21 protein-coding genes are annotated in these 26,087 nt (G+C 71.6%); 9 read left to right on the top strand and 12 right to left on the bottom strand.

Annotated elements, in window-relative coordinates; translation table 11 throughout:
• Positions 1 to 15: 15 nt before the first annotated feature.
• The 4 genes from HD593_RS07245 to HD593_RS07230 form a co-directional block, all read right to left on the bottom strand.
• Complete coding sequence (locus HD593_RS07245; RefSeq protein ID WP_221524641.1) at positions 16 to 1,767, bottom strand: serine/threonine-protein kinase; 1,752 nt, start codon at positions 1,765 to 1,767, stop codon at positions 16 to 18.
• A gap of 33 nt (positions 1,768 to 1,800) precedes the next feature.
• Positions 1,801 to 3,411 (bottom strand): methionine--tRNA ligase, encoded by a 1,611-nt coding sequence (metG, locus tag HD593_RS07240; protein WP_185101429.1) that lies wholly within the window; start codon positions 3,409 to 3,411, stop codon positions 1,801 to 1,803.
• A gap of 86 nt (positions 3,412 to 3,497) precedes the next feature.
• Positions 3,498 to 4,502 carry a hydroxyacid dehydrogenase gene (locus tag HD593_RS07235; RefSeq protein WP_185101428.1) on the bottom strand — a complete coding sequence of 335 codons (1,005 nt, stop codon included), beginning with the start codon at positions 4,500 to 4,502 and terminating at the stop codon, positions 3,498 to 3,500.
• Positions 4,503 to 4,545: 43 nt separating this feature from the next.
• Positions 4,546 to 7,311: a helix-turn-helix transcriptional regulator gene (locus HD593_RS07230; RefSeq protein WP_185101427.1), complete on the bottom strand. Its 2,766-nt coding sequence runs from the start codon at positions 7,309 to 7,311 to the stop codon at positions 4,546 to 4,548.
• Between the two features lie 210 nt (positions 7,312 to 7,521).
• On the opposite strand from HD593_RS07230, the gene HD593_RS07225 reads away from it, so the two are divergent.
• The 3 genes from HD593_RS07225 (at position 7,522) to HD593_RS07215 (ending at position 11,278) form a co-directional block, all read left to right on the top strand.
• Positions 7,522 to 8,511, top strand: coding sequence for a hypothetical protein (locus HD593_RS07225; protein ID WP_185101426.1), 990 nt, complete (start codon positions 7,522 to 7,524; stop codon positions 8,509 to 8,511).
• 38 nt (positions 8,512 to 8,549) lie between these two features.
• A complete protein-coding gene (locus HD593_RS07220; protein ID WP_185101425.1) occupies positions 8,550 to 10,094 on the top strand; it encodes a clostripain-related cysteine peptidase in 1,545 nt (514 codons plus the stop codon).
• Positions 10,095 to 10,177: 83 nt separating this feature from the next.
• Positions 10,178 to 11,278 (top strand): winged helix DNA-binding domain-containing protein, encoded by a 1,101-nt coding sequence (locus HD593_RS07215; RefSeq protein WP_185101424.1) that lies wholly within the window; start codon positions 10,178 to 10,180, stop codon positions 11,276 to 11,278.
• Here HD593_RS07215 and HD593_RS07210 read toward each other — a convergent pair.
• The 3 genes from HD593_RS07210 to HD593_RS07200 are packed head-to-tail and all read right to left on the bottom strand — an operon-like array spanning position 11,249 to position 14,183.
• A complete protein-coding gene (locus tag HD593_RS07210; protein ID WP_185101423.1) occupies positions 11,249 to 12,064 on the bottom strand; it encodes a carbohydrate ABC transporter permease in 816 nt (271 codons plus the stop codon). The genes HD593_RS07215 and HD593_RS07210 overlap by 30 nt on opposite strands.
• Positions 12,061 to 12,942, bottom strand: a complete 882-nt coding sequence (locus HD593_RS07205; RefSeq protein ID WP_185101422.1) for a carbohydrate ABC transporter permease — start codon at positions 12,940 to 12,942, stop codon at positions 12,061 to 12,063. The genes HD593_RS07210 and HD593_RS07205 overlap by 4 nt, the downstream gene beginning before the upstream one ends.
• Positions 12,939 to 14,183 (bottom strand): extracellular solute-binding protein, encoded by a 1,245-nt coding sequence (locus HD593_RS07200; RefSeq protein WP_185101421.1) that lies wholly within the window; start codon positions 14,181 to 14,183, stop codon positions 12,939 to 12,941. Before HD593_RS07200 ends, HD593_RS07205 begins: the two co-directional genes overlap by 4 nt.
• A 118-nt stretch (positions 14,184 to 14,301) precedes the next feature.
• Here HD593_RS07200 and HD593_RS07195 point away from each other — a divergent pair, with 118 nt between their 5' ends.
• The 6 genes from HD593_RS07195 (at position 14,302) to HD593_RS07170 (ending at position 19,568) form a co-directional block, all read left to right on the top strand.
• A complete protein-coding gene (locus HD593_RS07195; RefSeq protein WP_312903383.1) occupies positions 14,302 to 15,057 on the top strand; it encodes an IclR family transcriptional regulator in 756 nt (251 codons plus the stop codon).
• Entirely contained in the window at positions 15,054 to 15,998 is a 945-nt protein-coding gene (locus HD593_RS07190) for a sugar kinase (RefSeq protein ID WP_185101419.1), read from the top strand. The genes HD593_RS07195 and HD593_RS07190 overlap by 4 nt, the downstream gene beginning before the upstream one ends.
• A gap of 40 nt (positions 15,999 to 16,038) precedes the next feature.
• Positions 16,039 to 17,085 carry a hypothetical protein gene (locus HD593_RS07185; RefSeq protein WP_185101418.1) on the top strand — a complete coding sequence of 349 codons (1,047 nt, stop codon included), beginning with the start codon at positions 16,039 to 16,041 and terminating at the stop codon, positions 17,083 to 17,085.
• 55 nt (positions 17,086 to 17,140) lie between these two features.
• On the top strand, positions 17,141 to 17,515 hold the full coding sequence (locus HD593_RS07180) for a BlaI/MecI/CopY family transcriptional regulator (RefSeq protein WP_185101417.1): 375 nt from the start codon (positions 17,141 to 17,143) through the stop codon (positions 17,513 to 17,515).
• Between the two features lie 77 nt (positions 17,516 to 17,592).
• On the top strand, positions 17,593 to 19,251 hold the full coding sequence (locus HD593_RS07175; protein ID WP_185101416.1) for a catalase: 1,659 nt from the start codon (positions 17,593 to 17,595) through the stop codon (positions 19,249 to 19,251).
• Between the two features lie 59 nt (positions 19,252 to 19,310).
• Complete coding sequence (locus HD593_RS07170; RefSeq protein WP_185101415.1) at positions 19,311 to 19,568, top strand: DUF1876 domain-containing protein; 258 nt, start codon at positions 19,311 to 19,313, stop codon at positions 19,566 to 19,568.
• 19 nt (positions 19,569 to 19,587) lie between these two features.
• On the opposite strand, the gene HD593_RS07165 is transcribed toward HD593_RS07170, so the two are convergent.
• The 5 genes from HD593_RS07165 to HD593_RS07145 are packed head-to-tail and all read right to left on the bottom strand — an operon-like array spanning position 19,588 to position 25,990.
• Positions 19,588 to 20,493, bottom strand: coding sequence for a dihydrodipicolinate synthase family protein (locus HD593_RS07165; protein ID WP_185101414.1), 906 nt, complete (start codon positions 20,491 to 20,493; stop codon positions 19,588 to 19,590).
• Positions 20,490 to 21,479 (bottom strand): oligopeptide/dipeptide ABC transporter ATP-binding protein, encoded by a 990-nt coding sequence (locus HD593_RS07160; protein ID WP_185101413.1) that lies wholly within the window; start codon positions 21,477 to 21,479, stop codon positions 20,490 to 20,492. The genes HD593_RS07165 and HD593_RS07160 overlap by 4 nt, the downstream gene beginning before the upstream one ends.
• Positions 21,472 to 23,433, bottom strand: a complete 1,962-nt coding sequence (locus HD593_RS07155) for a dipeptide/oligopeptide/nickel ABC transporter permease/ATP-binding protein (protein WP_185101412.1) — start codon at positions 23,431 to 23,433, stop codon at positions 21,472 to 21,474. Before HD593_RS07155 ends, HD593_RS07160 begins: the two co-directional genes overlap by 8 nt.
• Positions 23,430 to 24,389: an ABC transporter permease gene (locus tag HD593_RS07150; RefSeq protein ID WP_185101411.1), complete on the bottom strand. Its 960-nt coding sequence runs from the start codon at positions 24,387 to 24,389 to the stop codon at positions 23,430 to 23,432. Before HD593_RS07150 ends, HD593_RS07155 begins: the two co-directional genes overlap by 4 nt.
• On the bottom strand, positions 24,386 to 25,990 hold the full coding sequence (locus tag HD593_RS07145; RefSeq protein ID WP_221524640.1) for an ABC transporter substrate-binding protein: 1,605 nt from the start codon (positions 25,988 to 25,990) through the stop codon (positions 24,386 to 24,388). Before HD593_RS07145 ends, HD593_RS07150 begins: the two co-directional genes overlap by 4 nt.
• Positions 25,991 to 26,087: the final 97 nt, after the last annotated feature.

Genomic DNA, 26,087 nt, shown 5'->3' with positions numbered 1-26,087 from the left:
CCCGATCCGGCTCGCTCAGCTGACGACCTTGAGCACCCGCCCCTGAGGGGAGGCCACCAGGTAACCGCCGCGCCCGTACTCGTCGGAGCCGTAGACCAGCAGGACCTGCTTCGTCGAGGTGAACGAGTAGTTCGGCTCCACGATCAGGTGGTGGGAGATCGGCGGGCGCGCGCCGAGGTCCTGCTTCGCCTTCTTGAGCAGGTTCGGCAGGGCGTTCCAGTTGAACTTGGCCAGGTCCACGAGGGGGGTGTCGAACGTGCTGCCCTTCCTGGGGCCGGTGACCTCGCCGTCGCGGTAGTCGTAGCTGTCGTAGACCTCCGGGTCGTCCTTGCGGGGGACGTCCACGGAGGCGTGGGTGGGATGGATCGTCATTCTGACGATCTTGGTTCCGCCGATGATCCGCTTCAGGTCGACGATCATGCCGCGCATGCCGGTGGGGGTCAGCAGGTCACTCGGGGTGGGCTTCTCCGTGGGCTCCTCCGTGGGCTCCCCTGTGGGCTCTTCGGCCTGGTCGTCGGCCGGTTTCGTGGTGGCGGTGGGATCGTTCCCGAGGCTCAGGGCGGTGGGTCGCGGGTCGCCCTGGGTGGCCGGCGGGAGGAACCGCCACACCAGCACGCCCACCACCACGATCGCCGCCACGGACACCGCCGCCGCCACCGCCGCTCCCCTGGCACCGCGACGGCTGCGGCGCGTGTTCGCGGTGTCCGCGTTCGGAACCGGCCCCGGGCCCCACGGCGGCTGCTGCGGCGCCTTCCCGTACCCGGGCGGGACGGTCTGCCCACCGCCGGGCGGATAGGCGGGCGCGGGCGGCAGGGTCTGCCCACCACCGGGCGGGAAGACGGGCTGCCCGGTGGCGTACCCAGCACCGGGCGGGAAGGCGGGGGCCATGGGCTGGGGGATCGCGGGGCCGCCGGCGTACGGGCCGGGTGGCGGGGGTGTGCGGCCGGCTTCGGCGTCCGCGAACATCCGGTCCAGGGTCTCGGGGTCCGGCCGGGCGGACGGATCGCGGACGAGCAGGGCGCTCAGCACGGGCGTGAGCGCCCCGGCGCGCTCCGCGGGCGGCACGTCCTGGTTGAGCACCGCGGCGAGCGTCGCCAGCGTGGTGCCGCGGCGCAGCGGGTGCCGCCCCTCCACCGCGACGTACAGCAGCATGCCCAGCGACCACAGGTCGGAGGCGGGATCGCCCTCGACCCCGTTGATCCGCTCGGGCGCCATGTACTCGGGCGAGCCGATGAACGACCCGGTGGCCGTGAGGCTCGTGGACTCGCGCATCGCCGCGATGCCGAAGTCCGTCAGCACCGAGCGGCCGTCCTCGCGCAGCAGCACGTTGGCGGGTTTGACGTCGCGGTGCTGGATGCCGACCGCGTGGGCGGCCCGCAGCCCGGACAGCACCTCCCGCCCCAGCCGCGCCGCCTCCCTGACCGGTAAGGGGCCGTGCTGGAGGTGGTCCTGGAGCGAGCCGCCGGTGACCAGCTCCATGACGATCCAGGGATAGCCCTGCTCGCCCGGGTCCACGATGTGGTGGATGGTGGCCACGTGCGGGTGGTTCAGCCGGGCCAGGGCGCGGGCCTCGCGCAGCACCCTGGAGCGCAGCTCGCGGGCGAGGGTGGGGTCGTGCTCCTCGATGGCGGGGTCGGGCGGGCGTACCTCCTTGAGCGCGACCTCCCGGTGCAGGGCCACGTCCCAGGCGCGCCACACCAGGCCCATGCCCCCGCCGCCGAGCCGCTCCACGAGCTCGAAGCGGCCGTCGATCACCCTCTTGTCCATGCGGAGAGCGTAGGGCCGGGCCGCGGGGGCCCGCTACGCGCCCGGCCTGTCCTCCAGGCGCGGGAAGAGGATCGCGCCCTTGGTGATCACCGAGCCGGCCGGGAGCCTGCCCCACTCGCCGGCGTCCTGGACCCGCTGGCCGGCGAGGGCGCCGAGGCCGGGCTCCGCGCCGAGCGACTCCCAGAGCCGCTGGGAGCTCTCGGGCATGAACGGGTTCAGCAGCACCGCGACCGCGCGCAGGGACTCGGCGGCGGTGTAGAGGATGGTCGCCAGGCGGGCCCGGCCCTCCGGGGAGCCGTCCTTGGCCACCTTCCACGGCTCCTGCTCGGAGATGTAGCCGTTGACCTGCTTGACGAAGTCGAAGATGGCCACGATGCCGGCCTGGAAGTCCACGTCGTCGCCGATCTTCCTGTCGGCGTCGGCGACCGTCTTGGCCAGGGCGTCCTGGACGGCCTGCTCGGCCCCGCCGTCGGCGGTCGCCTCGGGCAGGACACCGTCGAAGTACCTGCCGACCATGGCGGCCACGCGGGAGGCGAGGTTGCCGTAGTCGTTGGCCAGCTCCGAGGTGTAGCGGGCGGCGAGGTCCTCCCAGGAGAACGAGCCGTCCTGGCCGTAGGCGATCGCGCGCAGCAGGTACCAGCGGAAGGCGTCCACCCCGAAGTGGGAGGTGATGTCGCGCGGGCTGATGCCGGTCAGGTTCGACTTCGACATCTTCTCGCCGCCGACCAGCAGCCAGCCGTTCGCGACGACGCGGCCGGGCAGCCGCAGCCCGTTGGCCATGAGCAGCGCCGGCCAGATGACCGCGTGGAAGCGGAGGATGTCCTTGCCGATGAGGTGCACGTCGGCCGGGAAGCGGGACTCGAACGTGTCCTGGTTCTGGTTGTAGCCGGCCGCCGTGGCGTAGTTGAGCAGCGCGTCCACCCAGACGTAGATGACGTGCCGGTCGTCCCACGGGACGGGCACGCCCCAGTCGAAGGTCGAGCGGGAGATGGACAGGTCCTGCAGGCCCTGCCGGACGAAGTTGACCACCTCGTTGCGGGCCGACTCGGGCTGGATGAAGTCCGGGTGGGCCTCGTAGTGGGCGAGCAGCCTGTCGCCGTACTCGCTCAGCTTGAAGAAGTAGTTCTCCTCCTTGAGGATCTCCACCGGCCGCTTGTGGATCGGGCAGAGCTGCCTGCCCGCGTACTCGCCCTCGCCGGCGATCAGCTCGCCGGGCAGCTTGTACTCCTCGCAGCCCACGCAGTACGGGCCCTCGTAGCCGCCCTGGTAGATCTCCCCCTTGTCGTAGAGATCCTGGACGAACTCCCGCACCCGGTCGGTGTGCCGCTGCTCCGTGGTGCGGATGAAGTCGTCGTGGGCGATCTCCAGATGCCGCCAGAGGGGCTTCCACGCCTCCTCCACGAGCCTGTCGCACCACTCCTGCGGGCTCACCCCGTTGGCCTCGGCGGTGCGCAGGACCTTCTGGCCGTGCTCGTCGGTGCCCGTCAGGAACCACACCCGCTCGCCGCGCTGCCGGTGCCAGCGCGTGAGCACGTCGCCCGCGACGGTCGTGTAGGCATGGCCCAGGTGCGGCGCGTCGTTGACGTAGTAAATGGGAGTGGTGACGTAGTACGCCTTCCCACTCCCGGATCCGGTGGCCACCATGGGCGAGATCCTACTGGCCTGGTGACAGCCGGTTCACGCGAATAACGGGACGGCGGTCTCACCTCGGGAGAGGGGAGATCCGGCTCTCAGGCGAGCGTGGCCAGCTCCTCCGCCGCCACGCCGTGCGCGAACGGCAGGCCCCGGGCGTACCTGTCCAGCTCGTCCACGGCCAGGTCGGCGATGCGGGCCAGCTCGCCGCCCAGCGAGCCGGCGATGTGCGGGGTGAGCAGGACGTTCGGCAGGTCGTACAGGGGCGAGTCCGCGGGCAGCGGGTCGGGCTCGGTGACGTCGATGACCGCGTACAGCCGCCCGGAGGCCAGCTCGGCGACGAGCGCGTCCTGGTCGACGAGCGAGCCGCGGGCCGTGTTGATCAGCGTGGCGCCGTCGCGCATGCGGGCCAGGCGGGCGGAGCTGACGAGGTGGTGGGTCTCGGGCAGCTCGGGCGCGTGCACGCTGACCACGTCGCACCGCTCGAACAGCTCGTCCAGCCCGACGTGCGGCACGCCGAGGTCATCGGTCAGGTACGGGTCCGCGACCAGCACGTCCAGCTCGAACGGCCGCAGCAGCTCGATCACCCGCCGCCCGATCTTGGACGCGCCGATGATCCCGACCGTGCGCCGGTAGTTGCCGAACCCGGGGAACATCCGGTCGAGGTCGAGCCGCACCCCCCGCTGCTCCCGGTAGAGCCGGGCGATGTCGGTCACCCGCTTGTTGGCGAACAGGATCGCGGCCAGCGTGTACTCGGCGACGGGCTCGGCGTTGGCCGCCGCCGCGGAGGAGACGAGCAGGCCGCGCTCCCAGCACGCCTCGGTGACGTGGTGCTTCACCGAGCCGGCCGCGTGCACGACGGCCCGCAGCCGCGGCGCCGCGGCCAGCACCTCGGCGGTGATGGGCGGGCACCACCAGCTCGTGTAGAGCACCTCCGCCTCGGCCAGCGCCCCGGCCACGGCCGGGTCGGCGAAGTCGGCGGCCACCAGGCCGGGGTCCACGTCGGCGATCGTGACCAGGCGTTCGCGCACCGGGCCCGTGACGAGCCGGGCGGCGATGTGCGGTGCCATCGCGAGCAGGGTCTTCGGCCGCGAAACGGTCATCACGCTCCCCCGAACGACAATACGGTCAATGCGATCATAACGATCACTCACCGAGATCGCTCAGCTTCCCGATCAGCGCCGTGCGGGAGGTGATGCCGAGCTTGGTGTAGATGTGGCTGAGGTGGTACTCGACCGTCTTGACGCTCAGCACCAGCTTGCGTGCCGCCTGCCGGTTGGTCAGCCCCCTGCTGATCAGCACCGCCACCGTGTGCTCCTGAGGTGTCAGGCCGAGCCTGGCGGTGTCCTGCGGGCGCAGCACCGCCCGCCCGCTCGCGGCCAGCTCCAGGTCGCACTGCTCCAGGTACGGCAGCGCGCCCAGTCTGGAGAGCGTGAGCTGGGCCGCTTCGAGCTGCTCCGCGGCGGCCGAGCGGCGGCCCCTGCGGCGCAGGAAAGTTCCGTACGCGAGCTGGATCCTGGCCTCCTCGAACGGCGTCTCGATCTTCGCCGTGTGCTCCAGCGCCACCTGGTAGCAGGCCTCCGCCTCGACCGGCTCGTGCCTGGCGGCGTGCAGCCCCGCCCTGGCGCGCGCGGCGGCGGCCAGCACGCTGCGCCGTTCCCTGTCCAGGGCCAGCAGCTCGCACGGTACGAGCACCTTCTCGGCCTCCTCCGGCCTGCCGGCGTTGACCAGCGCGTCGGCCAGGAGCGTGCGCCAGAGCACGGCGGCCGGCTCGTCGGGCAGGTCCGTCCTGGTGAGCGGGGTGAGCGCGGTGACGACCGCGTCGTGGTCGCCGCGGGCCGTGGCCACCAGGGCCTCGGCGGCGGCCGTGCTGACCTGGGCGGAGACGTTGCCGGGCGCGCAGGCGGCGCGCGCGGCGCGTACGTGGGCGGCGGCCCGCTCCCACTCGCCGCGCGCGGCCGGCACGAGGGCGGCCACGGCGTGCGCGTAGCCGGCCAGCCACGCCTGGCCGAAGTCGTCGGCCGTCGAGGCGCCGAGCTCGGCGTGCCCGGCGGCGTCGTCCCACCTGCCGAGCCGGTACTCCGACTGGGCGAGCGTGCTCGCCACCAGGAGCTGGAACGGCGCCGACCTGCCGGCGCCCACGGCGAGCAGGCCGAGCAGGTCCGCCTGCGCGCCTGCCAGGTCGTCGGCCCACAGGCGCAGGGTGGCGCGGCCGAGCAGCGCGTCCAGCTCGCCCGCCGTGGCCTGCGCCGGGGCCGGCAGCTCCGCGCTCTCCGCCGGCCCTCTCCCGACGTCCCCCGCCAGCCCCGGCCCGACCAGCCGGGCGAACCGCACGAACTCCCGCCCGCCGCCGTCCGGCGCCGTCGTGGCGCGCTCCGCCCAGCGGGCCGCGTCCCCGCCACAGCCGCGCAGCAGGCCCGCCATCGCCTGGCGGGCGGCGACGGCCGAGGCGAGCCATCCGTCGCCACCCCCCTGCCCGCCCGCGTGGGTCCAGGCGTTGTCGAGCAGCCGGGCCGCCTCCGCCACCCGCCCCGCCACCAGCGCCACCGACCCCTGCACGTACCCGTGCACTTCGGGGTCCCCGCCGGGCGACACGCGGGCTGCCAGGGCCCCGGCGTCCCCTGGCCGGCCGGCGGCCAGCAGGGCCTCCACCGCCTCGGCGATCAGCCTGTCCCGGTCCGGCCCTCCCTCCGTGAGCTGCACGGCCCGGGTCAGGCATCCGCACGCCTTGGCCCACTGCCCGGCCGCCGCCTGCCGCCGCCCCATCAGGGCGACCTCGCGGACGAGCTCGTCGTCCACCTGGTCGGCGGCGGCGAGCCGGTGGTGCAGCCGGTGCACCACGTCGTCCACCAGGGACGCGGCCAGCAGGTGCAGCCGCCGCCGGGTGGCGGGCCCGAGGTCGTGGTAGACGGCGGCCCTGACCAGCGGGTTCGGAAAGCCCACCGAGACCCCGGCCCCCGTACGCCACTCCACGAGCAGCCCGGCGGCGGTGAGCTGCTCCAGCGCGGGCAGCGGCTCGGCCAGCTCGGCCATGCGGGCCACGAGGTGCAGCGGCGCGGGCGTGCCGAGCACGGCGGCGGCCGTGAGCAGCCGCTGCGCGGTGGCCTCGCATCCGCCGAGCCGCCCACGCACCAGCGTGGCGTACGCGCGCGGCGCCGGCAGCGGGGCGTCCACGTCGGCCAGGGTCTCGGCGCGCACCTGCTGGAGCAGCGCCCGCGCGTGCAGCGGCACGCCCTTGGTGTGCTCGTGCAGCCGCTCGGCGGCCTGGGGCGTCAGCCGTACGGGACCGAGCCGGGCGCTGAGCGCCTGCAGCTCGCGCGCGCTCAGCCCGCCCAGCGGCAGCCGCAGCGCCGCGCTGCTGCGCAGCAGCCGCCGCAGCCCGTCGGGCAGCCTGGGGTGGTCGCTCTCCCTGACGATCACGATGGCGAGCACCCGGTCGGTACGCAGCCGCCGCAGCGCGAACGTCAGCGCCTGCAACGAGGGCAGGTCCGCCCAGTCCGCCCCGTCGATGGCGACGACCACGGGCGTGCCGAGCTGGAGCTGGGCCAGCAGCTCCAGCAGCGCGGCCCCCACGGCCAGCGGGTCGGGGACGGCCCCGGCGGCCAGCCCGGCGAGCGTCTCCGGCACGTGTTGTGCCTGCGGTCCGAGCTGCGCCAGCACCCCGTACGGCAGCTCGGACTCGCCGTCGTCCCCGCTGACCTCCAGCACGACCGCGTTCTCGATCGCGGACAGGAACTCCCCTGCCAGCGCCGTCTTGCCGATCCCGGCCGGCCCCTCCAGCACGACGAGGCTCGACCGTCCTTCACAGACCCGCCCGAGCTGGGCGTGGAGCACCGCCAGTTCCCGGCACCGGCCGACGAACTGTTCGTCCCGGGAGCGCTCGGGTCCCTTGCGAAGGGCGCGGGCTGCCATCGGACTCACCCCCTCGCCGGATGTTCCCTAGGCCAAAGTTCATCGTGTGCCTTGGCCCGGCGGGCGTCCAGTGTCCTTGACCCGAGTCAGCTCTTTCGGTCATTAGGGAAACGCCCCGGGGTTATCCCCAGGGCGTTCCCTGATGCTCGCGGCAAGACCCGTTCATAGCGTCCAACGTGGACGAATGCCGCAAATAGCCGGGAGAACATCATGCCGTCCTACATCGCAGAGGAGCAGCGGGGAGCGGAGGCACGGATTCTCAACGTGCTGTTCCCCACGATCCTCCAGGGACTACAGCTGACCCACCAGGCAGCGGACCAGTTCGGCGCACGTCCGCAACAGGCTCACCTGCTGCCGATGGGACCGCGCATGGAGCACCGGCCCGTGGAGTACCAGCAGCCACGCCACGCAGGTCCGGAGATCTTCGCCCAGCTCGCCGCCGACCGGTCGTTCATGGACGTGGCCGCCGTCCTCATGCCGGTCGTGCAGGCCATCATCCCGCCGCTGGTGGAGCAGCTCCTGTCCTTCGGCCCCGCCAAGGCCGACACGGACCAGAACGAGGAGGACCGCTTCCTGCAGTTCGTGCCGCAACTGCTCGGCACGGTCACCCCGATCATGATGCAGGTGCTGCCCGGCCTCCTCCAGGCCATGAACGGCACCCGGGCCGAGCATCCCGTACGCGTGACCGACCGTGAGCTCAACCAGCGCTACTTCGGCCCCATCGTGCAGGCCACGCTGCCCGCCATCGTCTCGCAGCTGCCCGAACTGCTGGCCATCGTGCACGGCGACCAGCGCTCCCCCATCCGGTACGAGCGCATGCCGGGCCGCGGCCCGATCCAGCTCATGCGGATCACCAGGACAGAGCTCGTCAACGCCCACCGGCTGCGCGACGGCGACGTCCTGCACCTGACCGAGACCCCGGCCCAGCCCGGCACCACCGAGATCCGCATCTCGACGGCGCCGCACAGCAGCTGGTGGAAGGGCATCCAGGTCACCGACGAGACCGACAGGCAGCTCTGCTTCGTCGAGATCGACGGCGACCGCCACGCCGTCTTCGAGTCCAGGGCCGTGCAGGCCGGCGGCTCGATCGTGCTGTGGAAGGCGCGGATGTTCGGCGAGCACGCGCCGATGTACGTCATCCCGATCGGCGACCTGTCGCCCGACGGCAAGTGCTTCGACTTCCACTGGGCCGCCGACTGATGGCCGGGCCCACGCCGCGGCCCACGTTGCGGCCCACGATGCGGCCCACGTTGCGGCTCGGCAGCAGAGGGGAAGAGGTCAGGCGGCTCCAGGAGCTGCTGCGCGCCCGCGGCCACCGGGTACGGGCCGACGGGTACTTCGGCGGCACCACCTACGGCGCCGTGCTGAGCGTCCAGCAGCGCGCGGGGCTGCCGGCCGACGGCGTGGCGGGCCCTGCCACGTGGCGGGCGCTCGGCCGGACCGGGACGGCCACGGCGGACGAGCCCCGCCCGGACGAGCCGGCCGACTGGAACGTCATGATCTACATGGCGGGCAACAACAACCTGTCCGACGCCGCGGGACGCGACCTGGAGGAGCTGCGCGCGGTCCAGTCGTACAACGGCGTCCGGGTCACCTGCTTCGTCAAGCGGCAGGACGCCGGCGGCCGGGCCCAGCACCTGGAGATCAGGGCGGGCGGCGCGCCCGACGTGGTCGAGGAGCTGCACCCGCCCGTCGACTCCGGCCACCCGCAGACGCTCCTGGACTTCGTCCGCTGGTCCGTCGCCCGCGCGCCCGCCAGGCGGTACGCGCTGGTGATCTGGAACCACGGCGGCGGCTGGACCCCCGACGACCTCGACCAGATCTACACCCAGGTCAGGGGCCGCGCGGTCCGGCGCGACGTGGAGAGCGGCTACGTCCGCAGGGCCCCGCGCGCGTCGATGGCCGACGGCGAGCCGGCCTTCTCCGAGCTGTCCAGGCTGACGGAGTCGCAGGAGATCACCAAGGCGCTGTTCACCACGTCGCTGACCGAGGTGCTCCGCCTGCCGACCGGGCACGACCGGGCGATCGCCAGTGACGACGGCACGCTGCACTCGCTGGACACCATCGAGCTGTGCAACGTCATGCGGGCCGTCCACCAGGACCTGGGCCGGCCGGTCGACCTGCTCGGCATGGACGCCTGCCTGATGAGCAACCTCGAGGTCTGCTACGAACTCCGGGAGCACGCCGGGGTCGTGGTGGGCTCGGAGGAGCTCGAACCCAACGAGGGCTGGCCGTACACCGAGATCCTCACCGCCGTGGCGGCCGACCCGCGCATGGACGCGCGCGAGCTCGGGCGGATCGTGGTGGACGAGTACGTCAAGTCCTACCGCGGCACGCACCAGACCGTCACCCAGTGCGCGGTGGACGCGACGCGCATCGAGGAGTTCATGCGCGAGTTCCAGACGCTGGCCGAAGGCATGCGCCGGCAGGTGCAGGTCAACCGGTCCGTGGTGGACAGCGTGCAGTCGGTCGCGACCCGCTTCCACCTCGACCGGTCGCTGACGGACCTGCGCACGATCTGCCTGGCGCTGGTGGCCGACTCGCGGACCGACCCGACGCTGGCCTCGGTGGCCGACAAGCTGCTGGCCATCCACGGGCCCGGCGGCTTCGTGGTCAACGAGGGGCATCTGGGCGAGAAGGTGGAGGAGTGCGGCGGGCTGAGCGCGTACTTCCCGATGGAGCGCACGATCTCGCGCTACTACGGGGACCTCCAGATCGCCCAGCACACCGAGTGGGACGAATTTCTCAGGGAGTACGCGAAGGCGCGTACCATCAGGCGGTAAGAGGCCACATGCCGGCGTTCCGCCGGCGTCGCTGGGGCTATTGCGGCCCGGGACCGGCCGCAATAGCCCCTACCTTTACTGTCATGGATCCCCTCATCAGCCGCAGGGCGCTCAACCGGGCCACGCTGGAGCGGCAGCACCTGCTGCGCCGCACCGGCCGTACCGTGATCGAGGTCGTCGAGGACCTCGGCGGGCTGCAGGCGCAGACCCCGCACACCTGGTACACCGGCCTGTGGAACCGCATCGCGGGCTTCCAGCCCGCCGACGCGGCGGAGCTGCTGCTCTCGCGCGGGCTCGTCCGCATCGCGCTGCAGCGCTCCACCATCCACCTGGTCTCCGCCCGCGACTGCCTGGCCATGCGGCCGCTGCTGCAGGTGGTGACCGAGCGGATGACCCGCACGACGTTCGGCAAGCGGCTGGCGGGGGTGGACCTCGACGAGCTGGCGGCGGCGGGGCGGGCGCTGCTGGAGGAACGGCCGATGACGTTCGCCGACCTGGGGCGGGCGCTGGCCGAGCGCTGGCCGGGCAACGACCCGCACGCGCTGGGCCAGGGCGTGCGGTGCCTGGTGCCGCTCGTCCAGGTGCCGCCGCGCGGCGTGTGGGGGAAGAGCGGGCCGATCGCCCACACGAGCGCGGAGTCCTGGATCGGGTTCGACGTGCCGCCGATGACGCCGGCGGAGCTGGTGCGGCGTTACCTGGCCGCGTTCGGTCCCGCGTCGGTGCAGGACGTGCAGACGTGGTCGGGGCTGACCCGGCTGGCCGAGGTGGTCGAGCCGATGGACCTGGTCAGGTTCAGGGACGAGGCCGGCAGGACCCTGTACGACCTGCCGGACGCGCCCAGGCCCGGCGAGGACGTGCCCGCCCCGGTACGGCTCATGTACGACTTCGACAACCTCTTCCTCTCCTACGCCGACCGTTCCAGGGCGATCACCGAGACCGGGGCGGCGGCGCTCCAGGGCTTCATGGGCACGAACGTCATGCCCCGCGCGATCCTGGTCGACGGCGTCACGGCCGGCGACTGGACGGTCACCAGGGCCAGGGGCGTCTCCACCCTCAACGTGCACCAGTGGGAGCCGATCAAGGTCCTGGACGAGGTCGAGGAGGAGGGCCGGCGGCTGCTGGAGTTCCTGGCCCCGGGTGACGAGCACGACATCTCAATCCTTGACCGCCCCTCCAAGCCCTGACACCAGCCGCCGCTGCACGGCCACGAAGAAGATCAGCACCGGGATCGTCATCAGCGTCGAGGCGGCCATGATCCCGCCCCAGTCGTTCTCGTCCGGCTTGAAGAAGACGAGCAGCGCCGCGGGCAGGGTCTGGTTGTCCTTGGCGGAGATGATGAAGGTCCTGGCGAAGACGAAGTCGTTCCAGGCGGTGATGAAGGAGAACACGCTGGTCGCCACCAGGCCGGGCGCGACCAGCGGGAACAGGATCCGCCACAGCACGGTCGCCCGCCCGGCCCCGTCGATCATCGCCGCCTCCTCCAGCGCCTCGGGTACGGCGGCGACGAACCCGCGCATCATCCAGATCGCGAACGGCAGCGTGAACGCGAGCTGCACGACGACCAGCGAGGCCAGCGTGTTCAGCAGCCCCAGGTCCCGCACCACGAAGAAGAGCGGGATCGTCAGCGCCTCGACCGGCACCATCTGCGCGATCAGGAACATGATCAGCACGGTCGTCCTGAACCGGAACCGGAACCTGGTCACCGCCACGGCCGCGAGGAACGCCACCGCGGCCGACAGCACGACCACGCTCAGCGCCACGCCCGCGCTGTTGAGCAGGTACCGCCCGAAACCCTCCCCGGTCAGCACCCGGACGAAGTTGTCCAGGGTCGGGTGGAGCGTCCACAGCCTGACGTCCAGCGACTGGATCTCGCCGTCGGGCTTGAGCGCCGACAGCACCATCCAGTACAGCGGGAACGCGGTCAGGAACGCGACCACGCAGGCCACCGTGTTGGGGACGATTCTCCTCATAGCCGTTCCCCTCCGCGATGCAGCGCCCGGATGTAGAGCAGGGTGAACACGAGCAGCACGAGCGTCATGACCACGGCGATGGCCGAGCCGAGCCCGTACTCGGAGGAGCCGAACGCGGTCTGGTAGGCGTAGACGTTCAGCACGGTGTTCTGCCCGGCGACGCCGCCGCCGTTGGTCATCACGTAGATCTGGGTGAACACCTTGAAGTCCCAGATCACCGACTGGATGACGACGATGGTGACCAGGGGCCGCAACATCGGCACGATCACCCTCCAGAACGTGTGCCAGGCCGAGGCTCCGTCGAGCGCCGCCGCCTCCAGCACCGAGCCGGGGATGGCCTGGATGCCCGCGTACAGCGTGAGCATGACCAGCGGGAACGAGTGCCACACGATCGTCGCCCCGACCACCAGGAAGGTGACCCACCGGTCGTAGAACCAGTTGAAGCCGTCCAGCCCGAGCACCTGGTTGACCAGCCCGAGATCGGCGTCGAACAGGAACATCCACACGGTCGAGCCGGTCATCGCGGGCGCCGCCCAGGCGCCCAGCGCGGCCAGCGACAGCGCGGCCCTCGGCAGCGGCCCCGTGCGGGTCAGCAGCACCGCCAGTGCCGCCCCGACCGCCAGCGTGGCCAGCACCAGCGCCGCCGCGAACCCGATGGTCTGCAGCAGCACCTCCCAGAACCGGCCGTCGCCCAGCAGCGTCGCGTAGTTCCCGAACCCGACGAACGTGCTCGGCTGCCCGCCGCTGACCTGGGCCTGCCGGTAGTCGAAGACCGACAGCAGGCCCAGCATGTAGAGCGGGTAGCCGAACAGCGGCACGAGCACGGCCGCGGCGGGCAGCAGGTAGAGCCACGGCCGGCGGCCGGACCGGGCTCTCACGAGCGGCCGAAGGCCGTCTTGACGGCGGCGGCCGCCTCGGTGGTGGCGGCGTCCACGGTGGCCTGGCCGGTGGCGATCTTCTGCAGCATCGTGGGGATGACCTTGCCGTTGTCGATCTTCACCCAGGCGGGGTCGATCGGCACGAACTTCGTGCCCCTGGCGACCGTGTCGAGGAACGGCTTCAGGAACGGGTCCCTGGCCGCCAGCTCGTCCCGCGCGGAAGTGAGCGTCGGCAGGTTGCCCATGGCCTCGTACATCTTGGCCTGGTACGCCTTGCCGCCCAGCAGCTCGACGAACTCCACGGCCAGCGTGCGGTGCCTGGCGTGCCTCATGACGCCCAGGTTGTTGCCCCCGGCGAAGGCCGGCGCGATCGAGCCCTCGGCCGAGCCGGGCAGCGGGACGACCGCGTACTTGCCCGCCGCCGCCCCGGCGTCCACGGCCGAGCGGTTGAAGTTGCCCAGGATGCCCATCGCGGCCTTGCCGCTCGCGAACAGCTCGACGGTCTTGCCTCCGGTGAGCGACACGCAGGACTGGGGCGGGCAGATGTCGTCCTTCAGCAGGTCCGTGTACGCCTTGACGCCCTTGCGCGAGGCCGGGGAGTCGAGGGCGGTGATGTCGCCGCCGGCGTCCCAGACGAAGGGCAGGGCGCCGAAGGTGTACTCGCCGCCGACGGCGATGCCGTACAGGCCGGGCTTCTTCGCGCGGATCGTCCGGGCGGTCTCGGTCAGCTCGGCGATCGACGACGGCGGCTCCAGCTTCAGCTCGTCGAAGACGTCGGTTCGGTAGTACAGGGCGCGGACGCCGATGAACCAGGGCAGGCCGTACTGCTTTCCGTTCACGGTGGCCGACTCGACCAGGTCGGGCGTCAGGTCCTGGGCCGGGAGGGCGAGCTCGGCGAACCCGCCGGCGGCGGCGTACTCGGCCAGGTCGGTGTTGCCGTACTCGGCCACGTCGGGCGAGCTGGCCGGGTCGTTGAAGGCGCCCTTGAACTTCTCGTGCCTGGCCGGCGTGGTCGGGATGTAGGTCACCTCGACCTGGACGCCGGCGTGCGCGGCGGTGAACTCCTTGACGGCCTCGCCGACGACCCGCTCCTTGGGGGCGCGGTTCGGCTCGTCGAAGAGCCAGACGCGCAGCGTGCCGGTCTTCTCGTCGGCGCCGCCGGAAGCGGGGGCGGTCGAGGGGGCGCAGGCGGCCAGCGCGAGCAGGGCGGCGCCGGCGGCAACATAGTTAAGAAACTTCACTATTACCTCCCGAGCGCGACCCTAGAAAGCCCCGCGCGGCACGGAAAGCACTCCCGCACGTTGTTGTGCAATGCACAACAGCATGTTGCAAAAAGGATTCGCCGGTAGGGTGGTCCACGTGCAGGAACGCAACCAGTCCGCCTCGCTCAGGCGTGCGCTGACCGTGCTCGACCACGTACGCGAGCACTCGGGCCTGACGCTCACCCAGCTCGCCGAGGCGGTCGGCCTGTCCAAGAGCACGGTGCTGCGGCTGACCGTGCCGCTCGTCGAGGCCAAGCTGCTCGACCGCGACCGCAGGACGGGCGTCTACCGCCTGGGCCACGGCACGCTCAGGCTCGGGCAGGCCTACCTCGCCACGCTCAACCTGCGCGCCGTGGCGGCCGAGGAGTCGCACCGGCTGATGAGCGAGGTGCGCGAGACCGTGCACCTGGTCGTCCACGACCACCCGCACGTCGTCTACATCGACAAGGTGGAGAACGAGGCGAACGTGCGCATGGCCTCGCGCATCGGCAGCCGCGGCCCCCTGCACTCCACCGCCGTCGGCAAGGCCATCCTGGCCTGGCTGCCCGAGGAGCTGCTGGCCGAGCTGGCCCTGGAGCCCAGGACCAGGCACACGATCATCGACGCCGACCGGCTGCGCGCGGAGCTGGCGCACATCAGGCGCCGCGGCTACGCCGTGGACGACCGCGAGAACGAACCCGAGGTGCGCTGCGTCGCGGCGCCGATCTTCAACCACCACGACGCCGTCGCCGCGGCCATCTCCGTCTCCGGCCTCACCTCGCGCATCACCGCCGCGCGGGTACGGGAGCTGGGGCCGCTGGTGGCCGGGGCGGCGGCGCGCATTTCGAGAAAGCTGGGTAGCACGAGCCGATGACTGAGCTGGTGACCTTCGGCGAGACCATGGCCCTGTTCGCCGCCCGCCGCACGGGCCCGCTGCGCTTCGCCCGCGACTTCGACCTGGGCCTGGGCGGCGCCGAGTCGAACGTCGCGATCGGCGTGGCCCGGCTCGGCCACGACGTGACGTGGATCGGCAGGGTGGGGGCCGACGAGTTCGGCGACCTGATCAGGGCCACGCTGGCGGGCGAGGGCGTGCACGCGCGCGCGATCCCCGATCCGGGCGCGCCCACCGGGCTGATGATCAAGGGCAGGCGCACGGCCGACCTCATCGACGTGCGGTACTACCGCAGGGACAGCGCGGGCTCCCGGCTCACCGCCGCCGATCTCGACCCGGAGCTCATCCGCTCGGCCCGGCTGCTGCACGTCTCCGCCATCACGCCCGCGCTGTCGGAGTCGGCGCGGGAGGCCGTCCACCACGCGATCTCCGTGGCGCGCTCCGCCGGGGTGACCGTCTCGCTCGACGTCAACTACCGGCGCGCGTTGTGGACGCCCGAGGAGGCCGGGGCGTGGCTGCGGGAGGTGGTCGGCGAGGTGGACGTGCTGTTCGCGACCGAGGCGGAGGGCCGGCTGATCGCCGACGTCGAGGGGGCCGAGGCGCTGGCCGGGGCGCTGGCGCGGCTGGGGCCGCGGCACGTGCTGATCAAGTTCGGTGCCGAGGGGGCGATGGAGCTGTCCGGCGGCGTGGTGCTGCGGGCGGAGCCGTACCGGGTGACGGAGGTCGACTCGGTGGGCGCGGGAGACGCCTTCGCGGCCGGCTGGCTGGCCGACTGGCTGGCGGGGGCGGAGCCCGAGCAGCGGCTGGCCACGGCGTGCGCGGCGGGCGCTTTCGCCGTCACCAGCCAGGGCGACTGGGAGAGCCTGCCGCGCCGCGGCGACCTCGACCTGCTCCGCCGCCCCGCCGACGGCGTCAGCCGCTGATCGCCGCACGCCACGCCCTGATATGTCGTAGCCTGCCGGAATGCTTGATCACCATCTCGACGCGCTCTTCCAGGCGGCCGCCGACCGTGACCCCGACCGGCTGTTCGGCCACGCCTCGCAGCTCTACGCCGCCACGGAGGACGCCGACGAGGCGACCCTGTCGGCCGTGGCGGCCCGCTTCGGCGAGGTCTTCGACCTGGTGCCGCCCGGCATCGGCGCCCGCCTGGGCATCGTGGCCGGCGCGCTGGCCGAGCGCGGCGCCGACCCGGCCCCGCTGGCCGAGCCCCTGGTCGGCCAGCTCACCGGGCTGCTGGAGCAGTCGGCCGCGTTCGCCGCGGCCTGGCGGTCCGCCACCGGCGAGGCGCCGCCCGAGCCCGACGACGACGATCCCGACTGGCTGCGGAACACGGCCGGACGCCTGACCGGCCTGCCGGAGCACGAGGCGTTCGAGCTGGCCGACGCGTGGGCGAGCGTCTACATGGCGCACATGCCGATCCTGTCCATCCTGCAGCTCTCCCCGAAGCTGCGGGCCGCACTGCCCGGCCGCGAGCGCCTGGTGGCGGCCCTGTCGGCGGTGTCCGGCGACCGCGACGACCTGGAGTGGCTGGCCGGCCTGCTCGCGGTGCTGGAGGACGAGCACCTGATCGTCCTGCACCGTGAGACCGGCCGCGGCTACGAGGTCGTCATCGGCGGGATCGGCGACAACTTCCAGCTCCACACCCTGCTGGCCGACGTGGTGAGCGGCCCGGAAGACCACGGGCTGATCGAGGGCGTGCAGCCGGACCCCGGCTGGGTCATGGCCGCCTCCGACGGCGACGTGGACCCGGAGGACGGCCCGGTCCACGGCCAGTTCAACCTGGTGGACGCCTACGGCAAGTGGATCTGGAACGAGGGCGTGCCCGCCGACGTCCCCAAGCTGGACGGGGTACGGGTCGTCGTCCTCGACCCGCCGCCGTACGCCCGGTCGTGGAGCCCCGGCAGGCGCTACCCCATGATGCCGGGCACCATCCGGCTGGAACGGATCCTGCCGGCCGGCGAGGCCGCGGCCTGGATGGCCAGGATCGCCCCCGAGGGCGGCTCCGAGTAATCCGCCCCGATCGGCGCAGAGGGCCGGGCGGGGCTCAGCCCTTACCATGTGGGGCATGAAGCGCCCGCTCGGAGAGCTCGAAGCCACGATCATGGACAGGATGTGGTCCTACCGCAGGCCCGCCTCCGTCCGTGACGTGCTCGAGGACCTCCGTACGGAGCGCGAGATCGCCTACACCACGGTCATGACCGTGATGGACAAGCTGCACACCAAGGGCCTGCTGCGGCGCGAGCCGGTCGGCCGGGCCTACGTCTACGAGCCGGTGGCCACGAAGGAGGCGTACACGGCCGAGCTGATGCGGCACGCGCTGGCCGCCAGCGGCAACCAGGCCGCCACCCTGGTCCACTTCCTCGAACGCCTCACCCCGGAGGAGGCCACCGCCCTGGAGGCCGCGCTCCAGGTCGTCCCGCCCGGCAGCCGCCGCCCGTAGGGAGCAACCTTTGCCCGTTTCCGCTCCGGCCTTGAGGGCAGGCGGGGAAGATCTCGTCCGGGGGAAGGAACGGTGCGATGACAGACGTTTCGGGCATGGGTTCGGGTCCTGAGGACCAGCGCGAGGTGCTCACCAACCGGCAGGGGCATCCTGTCTACGACAACCAGAACCAGCGCACGATCGGCCCGCGGGGCCCGGCGACGCTGGAGAACTACCAGTTCCTGGAGAAGATCAGCCACTTCGACCGGGAGCGCATCCCCGAGCGCGTGGTGCACGCCAGGGGCACGCTCAGCTACGGCTACTTCGAGGCGTACGGCAGGCTCGGCGACGAGCCGATCGACCGCTACACCCGCGCCAAGCTCTTCCAGCAGGAGGGCAAGCGCACGGAGGTCGCGGTGCGCTTCTCCACCGTGATCGGCGGCCGCGACTCGGCCGAGACCGCCCGCGACCCGCGCGGCTTCGCCATCAAGTTCTACACCGAGGACGGCAACTGGGACCTGGTCGGCAACAACCTGGCGGTCTTCTTCATCAGGGACGCGATCAAGTTCCCCGACGTCATCCACGCGCTCAAGCCGGACCCGGTCACCTTCCGGCAGGACCCGAACCGGATCTTCGACTTCATGTCGCAGACCCCCGAGTCCCTCCACATGCTGGTCAACCTGTTCAGCCCGCGCGGCATCCCGGCCGACTACCGGCACATGCAGGGCTTCGGGGTGAACACCTACAAGTGGGTCAACAAGGACGGCCAGTCGTTCCTGGTGAAGTACCACTGGATGCCGAAGCAGGGCGTACGCAGCATGACCGAGGCGGACGCGGCGGCCGTGCAGGCGCACGACCTCGGCCACGCCACCAAGGACCTGCACGACGCGATCGAGCGCGGCGACTACCCGGAATGGGAGCTGCTGGTCCAGCTCATGAGCGACGACGAGCACCCCGAGCTGGACTTCGACCCGCTCGACGACACCAAGGTGTGGCCGGAGAACGACTTCCCCGCGCTGCCGGTGGGGCGGCTGGTGCTGAACCGCAACGTGGAGAACCAGTTCGCCGAGAACGAGCAGTCCGCGTTCGGCACCGGCGTGCTGGTGGACGGGCTCGACTTCTCCGACGACAAGATGCTGGTCGGGCGGACGTTCTCCTACAGCGACACGCAGCGTTACCGGGTCGGCCCGAACTACCTGCAGCTGCCGGTCAACCAGACGAAGGCGCCGTGCCGTACCAACCAGCGGGACGGCCAGATGACGTACTTCGTCGACACGGCCGGCGAGAGCCCGCACATCAACTACGAGCCCTCGGTCCGCGACGGGCTGCGGGAGGCCCACTACCCGCACCCGGACGAGGTGGGCCCGGTCGTCACCGGCCGCCTCACCCGCAAGCGCCTTCCGCGTACCAACGACTACGTGCAGGCGGGCCAGCGTTACCTGCTCATGGAGGAGTGGGAGCGCGACGACCTCGTCCACAACCTCGTCACCAACCTCAAGCAGTGCGACCGGGTCATCCAGGAGCGCATGGTGTGGCACTTCCTGCTCGCCGAAGACGACCTGGGGCTGCGCGTCGGCGAGGGGCTGGGCATCACGCCGGACGACGTGGCGGGGCTGGAGCCGCTGCGCAGCCAGGACCTGACGGACGAGGACCGCGGCCGGCTGTCCAAGCTGGGCAGGAACGGCCCCCGCGACGTCGACAATCTCAGGATGACCCACTGCGTGCCGAATGAGCGCGCGGCCCACGGCGACCGCTGACCGCTCACCTTTACGCCGGCCCCTCCGAGAGAGAGGCTGGAGGTAGGGAGGTGGTCGTCATGGAGTACAAGCAGTGGAACGTGCAGATCTGGATCAGCGAGGATGACGACGACGCTCTGACCACGGCCACGGCCGTGCTGTTCACGCCCGACGGTAAACGCCACGAGAGCGTGGCGCACGCCCGCCGCAACCCGGGTGACCGGCCCGTGCCCGGCATCGGGGACGAGCTGGCCGCCGGGCGGGCACTGTCGGACCTGGCCTCGAAACTGATCGAGGACGGCGCCAAGGACGTGGCCGAGCTGGCGAGTCCCGTCTGACCCAGAAGGTCCCGTGGGATCAGAGGAGCCCGGCGGCGGCGAGCAGCTTGCCGATCCGGGCGACCTCGTCCTCGTTCAGCGGGATCTGCGGCAGCGCGGTGATCGGGCAGTCGATGACGCCGCGCAGGTGCAGCGCGGCCTTGAACGCCCCGAGGCCCGACGAGCTGCCGCCCATGCGGCCGCCGCCCACGTGGACGATCTCGAACAGCCTGACCAGGCGCTCCTGCTCGGCCCTGGCCGCCTCCCAGTCGCCCTGGGAGGCGCAGCGGTACAGCTCGGCGTACCCCTGCGGGTCCACGTTGCCCAGCCCGGGGACCACGCCGTCGGCGCCCATCCACAGTGCGGAGTCGACGGTCACCTCGGAGCCGGTGAGCACGCTGAACGGTGCCTCGCGGCCCATGACGACCGCGCGCAGGCCGCCGTCGTCGCCGCTGGAGTCCTTCAGCCCGGCCAGCACCCCCTCTGCGGCCAGCTCCAGCACCAGCCCGGCGCTGAGCTTGGTGTGCACGGACACCGGCAGGTCGTAGGCGTAGACGGGCAGCCCGGCACGCTGGGCGATCGTCCGGAAATGGGTGCGGATCTCGTCGGGATGCGTGCGCGTGTAGAACGGCGCCGTCGCCACCAGCCCGGACGCCCCGGCCTCGGCCGCGACGCGCGCGTGTTCGAGCACCCGGGGCGTGGTCATGTCGATCACCCCGGCCAGCACCGGCACCTGGCCGCCCACGTGCCCGGCCACGGTGTCCAGCACCGTCCGCCGCTGCGCGTCCGTCAGATACGCCACCTCCGACGAGGAGCCCAGCACGAACAGCGCGTCCACCCCGCCATCGATCAGATGATCGACCAGCCGCACCAGTGACGCTGTGTCCACGTCGTATTCGGGGGTCATCGGGGTGCACACCGGTGGGATCACACCGGACAAACTCATACTCGCTCCTGGATCAGTTCGATGTCGGTCGCCCCGGCCGCCACCGGATGGTGGCAGTGGAACAGGTGGTCGCCCTCGACCGTCGCCTCGGGCATCTCGGCCGCGCACACCTCGTCCGCGCGCCAGCACCGCGTGCGGAACGGGCAGCCGCTCGGCGGCCTGGTGGCCGACGGCACGACGCCCACCAGCGGGATCGGGTTGATCGGCGAGATCAGCCCGGGCGTGGCCGAGAACAGCGCCCTGGTGTACGGGTGCCGCGCGCCCAGCGGCACCGACGGCGCGGGCGTGCGCTCCACGATCCTGCCCAGATACATGGTGACCACGCGGTCGCTCATCCGGCGGACCGTCTGGATGTCGTGCGAGACGAACACCAGCGCCAGCCCGAGCCGCTCCTTCAGATCCAGCAGCAGGTTGAGTATCTGCGCCCGCACCGACACGTCGAGCGCGCTGGTCGGCTCGTCGGCCACGACGAGGTCGGGTTCGAGTGCCAGCGCCCTGGCCACGGCCACGCGCTGCCGCTGGCCGCCGGAGAGCTGACCGGGCAGCGCGTCGGCCGCTCCCGCGGGCAGCCCGACCAGGTCGAGCAGCTCCCGTACGCGGGCGTCGCGCTGGGCGGGGGTGCCGCGGCCGTGCACGTTGAGCGGGTCGCGCAGCACCTGCCTGACGGGCAGCCGCCGGTTGAGCGCCGTGGACGGGTCCTGGAAGATCATTCCCACGCTGGAACCGACCAGCTCGCGCCGCTCGGACTCCCTCATCCCCCACAGGTCCCTGCCGCGGAAGGTCACGGTGCCCGCGGTCGGCCTCTGCAGCCCCACGAGCACCTTGGCCAGCGTGGACTTGCCGCATCCCGACTCGCCCACCACGCCGACGGTCTCGCCGGGGCTCACGGTGAGGTTCGCGGCGGTCAGCGCGTACACGCGGTCGCGCCCGAGCAGGCCGCCCGAGCGGGCCTTGTGCACGACGTGCACGTCCTTCAGCTCAAGCATGCTGCTCGCTCCTCACCGGCGTCTGCGCGGGATGGTGGCAGGCCACCTGGTGCGTGGCCGTCCCTTCCAGCACCGGTTTCTCGGTACGGCACACGTCCGTGGCCATCGGGCACCGGTCGGCGAAGCGGCAGCCGGGCGGGAAGTCGGCCGGCGCCGGCACCACGCCGCGGATCTGCGTGAGCCGCTCGGCCCCCGACTCCAGCGACAACACCGAGCCGAGCAGGCCGCGGGCGTAGTGGTGGGCGGGCCTGCCGACCAGGGACGCGGTGACGCCGGTCTCGACGATCTGGCCGCCGTACATGACGACCACGCGATCGGTCACGTCGGCCACCAGCGCCAGGTCGTGCGAGACGAGGATCAGCGCGAACCCCAGCTCCTCGCGCAGCTTCAGCAGCAGCTCGATGACCTGCGCCTGCACGGTCACGTCGAGCGCGGTGGTGGGCTCGTCGGCGACGATCAGCTTGGGGTCGCGCGAGAGCGCCATCGCGATCAGCACGCGCTGCCGCTGCCCGCCCGACAGCTCGTGCGGGTAGGCCGACAGAGTGCGGCGGGCGTCGAGGCCGACGAGTTCGAGCAGCTCGGCGGGGGTGCGCCGGCCGCCTCGCCGGGTGAGCTGCTTGAGCTGGGCCTTGATGGTCATGGCCGGGTTCAGCGAGGAGAGGGCGTCCTGGTAGATCATCGCCATCTCGTGGCCGAGCAGGCGGCGGCGGGCGCGCCTGGACTCGGCGAGCAGCTCCCGCTGGTCGAAGCGGACGTGGCCGCTGACCCGGGCGTCGCGGGGCTGCAGGCCCATGATGGTCAGCGCGGTCAGCGACTTGCCGCAGCCGGACTCGCCGACCAGGCCGAGCACCTCGCCGGGGCGCACCTCGAAGCCGATGCCGTCCACGATGTCCACGCCTTCGGTGAACCCGATCCGCAGCCGCTCGACGGCGAGGATCGGCGGGCCCTGCGGCAGCGGGCGGGCCCGCTCGGCGAGCCTGCGCGCGGCCTCCTCCAGCCCCGGCAGCTCGACGACCTCGCCGGAGCCCGGCTGGGCCTGCTCGAACGCGTCGTCGTCCCTGCGCACCTGCGCCTTGCGCGCCGCCGGGGCGGCCCAGGCGTCGGAGATGCCCTCGGACAGGATGTTGAGCGCCAGCACCGTGATGAGGATGAGCAGGCCGGGGAAGACCGTGGCCCACCAGCCGCCGAGCAGCACCAGATTCTTGCCGTCGGCGATGACGCTGCCCCAGGACGGGTTCGGCGGGCGCACGCCGGCGCCGATGAACGACAGCGACGCCTCGAACACGATCGCGTCGGCCACCATCACCGTGCAGAACACCAGGACGGGCGCGGCGCAGTTGATCGCGACGTGCTTGACGACGATGTGCGGCGTGCGGGCGCCGATGATGCGCTCGGCCGCCACGTAGTCCTCGCCGTACTGCGCGATCACGTTGGCCCGCACGACCCGGGCCACGGACGGCATGTAGAGGAACGCCATGGCCATCACCAGCACCGGGATGCTGCCGCCGAACACGGCCACGAGCACCGCGGCCAGCGCGATGCCGGGGAAGGCCATGATGACGTCGAGCACCCGCATCAGGGTCTCGTCCACGGCCCTGCGCGAGGTCGCCGCGACGGCGCCGATGACCGCGCCGGCCACCAGGGCCAGCCCGGTGGCGCCGAGCCCGATGATGAGCGACCAGCGGGCCCCGTACAGCAGCCGGGACAGGATGTCCCGGTTGGCGCTGTCGAGCCCCATCCAGTGCTCGGCCGAAGGGCCTCCGCCCGCCGCCGTGCCTCCTGTCGCCGGGTCCGCGACGACCTGGTAGTACGGCGAGTGCGGCGCGATCCACGGCGCCAGCAGCGCGGCCACCACGACGACCACGATGATGCCCACCGCGATCCACGACAGCGGCTTCAACCGGCGGAAGCCGAGCCCGGGCCGCGAGAGGCGCTCTGTCAGTCCACGTCTCATGTGGCACTCCTGAGGCGGGGGTTGACCAGCAGGTACAGGATGTCGACGACCAGGTTGACGACCATGAAGCCGATCGCGATGGTCAGCACCACGCCCTGGACGACGGCCGGGTCGCCGTCGCGCACGGCGTTGATCATGAGCTGGCCCATGCCGGGCAGCCCGTAGATCGTCTCGATCACGACCGTGCCGCCGATCAGGTAGCCGATGCGCAGGCCCAGCACGGTCAACGGGTTGATCAGGGCGTTGCGCAGCACGTTCCGGCCGACGACCACGATCATGGGCAGGCCGCTGCCGATCGCGGTGCGTACGTAGTCGCGGTCCAGCTCCTCCACCATCGACGTGCGGATGATCCGGGTGAGCTGGGCGGCGATCGGCAGAGACAGCGACAGGGCGGGCAGCGTCATCGACTGCAGCCAGCCGGCCAGCGAGTCGGCCGGGTTGATGTAGCCGCCGGTCGGGAAGAGCCCCTCGCCGACGGCCAGCCACTGGATCATCAGCAGCGCCAGCCAGAACGCCGGAGCCGCCACCCCGATCAGCGACACCATGCGGATCACCTGGTCGGGCCACCGGTCGCGGAACAGCGCCGCCGTCACGCCGAACACCAGCGACAGCACCACCGCCACGGCCAGGCCGAGGAACGTGAGCTGCAATGTCAGCGGCAGCGCCGTCGTCACGGACTCCAGGACCGGCTTCTTGGTCAGCACGCTGGTGCCCAGGTCCCCCTGCGCCAGGTCGGCGACGAAGCGCACGTAGCGGACGGGCAGCGGGTCCAGCAGGCCGTTCTCGACCTGGAACTGGCGGATCTGCTCGGGGGTCGGGTTCGCGCCCTGGAAGTAGGCGTACTCCGGCTTGACGCCGGAGAAGCGCATCACGATGAACACGAACGCGATCACGCCGAGCACCAGCGGGATCAGGATGAGGAGCCGCCGCAGCAGCATCCGGGCGACGAGCGTCATGTCCTCTTGGCCTGCAGCAGGTTGATGCCGGGGTACGGCTGGGCGCGGATGCCCGAGAGCTTCTTCGGGTCGTAGGCCGTCATCAGCTCGTTGTGCACGACCGGGTAGAGGATCGCCTGCTCGGCCACGAAGTCCAGATATTTGTGGATCAGCTCCGTGCGCCGGGCCTTGTCCGTCTCCTTGGCGGCCTCGTCCATCATCGCGAACAGCTTCTCGGCGTCGTCGGTGCCGTCCCAGTGGGCGTACTTCATCCACAGGCCGCCGGGCACGTAGTTGTAGTGCAGGATCAGGTCGGCGTCCATGCCGAACTGGTTGGGGTTCGAGGCCGCCGCGACGACCTGGTACTCCTGGAACTGGTCCATCTTCGTGAACAGCGCGGCGGTGTCCTGCGGCTCCAGCGTCGTCTTGATGCCGACGGCCTCCCAGGAGGAGGCGATGGTGGGCAGGCAGTCGGCGATCCAGCTCACGTTGACGGCCATGAGGTTGATCGTCAGGTTGCCGACGCCGGCCTCCTTCAGCAGCGCCTTGGCCTTCTCCGGGTCGTAGTCGTAGACGACGGAGGCCCGCTTGTGGTCGGGGTGCCCCTCGTTGAGGAAGGAGCTGGAGGCGGTGCCGTGGCCCTTGAGCGCCACGTCGATCATCTTCTGCTTGTCGATGGCGTAGTGCAGGGCCTGGCGCACCCGTACGTCGTCGAACGGCTTGGTGGCCGTGTTGAACATCAGGAACATGTGGTTCATGCCCTTGCCGCCCTCGACCGTCAGCCCCTGCTGCTTGAGCTGGTCGACGTTGGCGTACGGGATGTTGTCGGCGATCTGCGCCTCGGCGGACCCGCCGGAGATCTTGGCCACGCGGGCGGCGGCGTCCACGATCGTCAGCCAGTTCATCTGCTTGACGGTGGCGGGCCGCGGGCCGTTGTAGCCGTCGAACGCCTCGAACGAGGTGTTGGACTTGGGGTTGTGCGCGGTCAGCTTGTACGGCCCCGACCCCACCGCCTTCCCGCCCTTGGCCTGGTCCCACGCGCCGGCCTGGCTGAAGACGTGCTTCGGCATGATCTTCGCGATCGTCAGGCGGGGCGCCGCGTCCGGGAACGGGAACTTGAACACCAGCTCCACGTTCCTGTCGTCCACCTTCTTCACCTCCTGCAGCCAGGACTTGAAGAAGTTGCCGGTCAGCACGTTGTCGGGGCCCAGGATCCGCTCGAAGGTGAAGACCACGTCGTCGGCCGTGACGGGCTGCCCGTCGTGCCACTTGGCGCCGTCCCTGAGGGTGAACTTCCACGTGGTGGCGTTCGGGTCGGCGGGCAGCGCGGTGGCGAGCGCGGGGTAGGGCTCGCGCGTGATCGGGTCGGTGTCCAGCAGACCCTCGTAGACGTGGTTGATGCCGGCCATGGCGAAGGCCGAGGCGGTCTGCGTCGGGTCCCAGCTCTGGTCGTTGCCGTACCCGATGACGGCGGTGATGAGGTCCTTGTTGGATCCGGCGCCGACCGAGCCCGTCGAGGCCGGGCCTCCGGAGCAAGCGGAGAGCGTGGCCGCGACGAACGCCGCCGCACCGGTCGCCCCGGTGTAACGCAGGAAGTCGCGGCGACTGAACTCAGAGCTCACGGTTGCCTCCTGAAGAGGGGATAGGACGTGGGACATCCCATGTCCTACGATGTGCGTAAAGTGGACGCTAATTGCCACCCCGGCTTGAGGTCAACGG

The organism is Nonomuraea rubra (assembly GCF_014207985.1).
GTDB classification, from domain to species: Bacteria; Actinomycetota; Actinomycetes; order Streptosporangiales; family Streptosporangiaceae; genus Nonomuraea; species Nonomuraea rubra.
The sequence above is the reverse complement of the archived record's forward strand: the minus strand, read 5'-3'. Positions and strand labels throughout refer to the sequence as shown.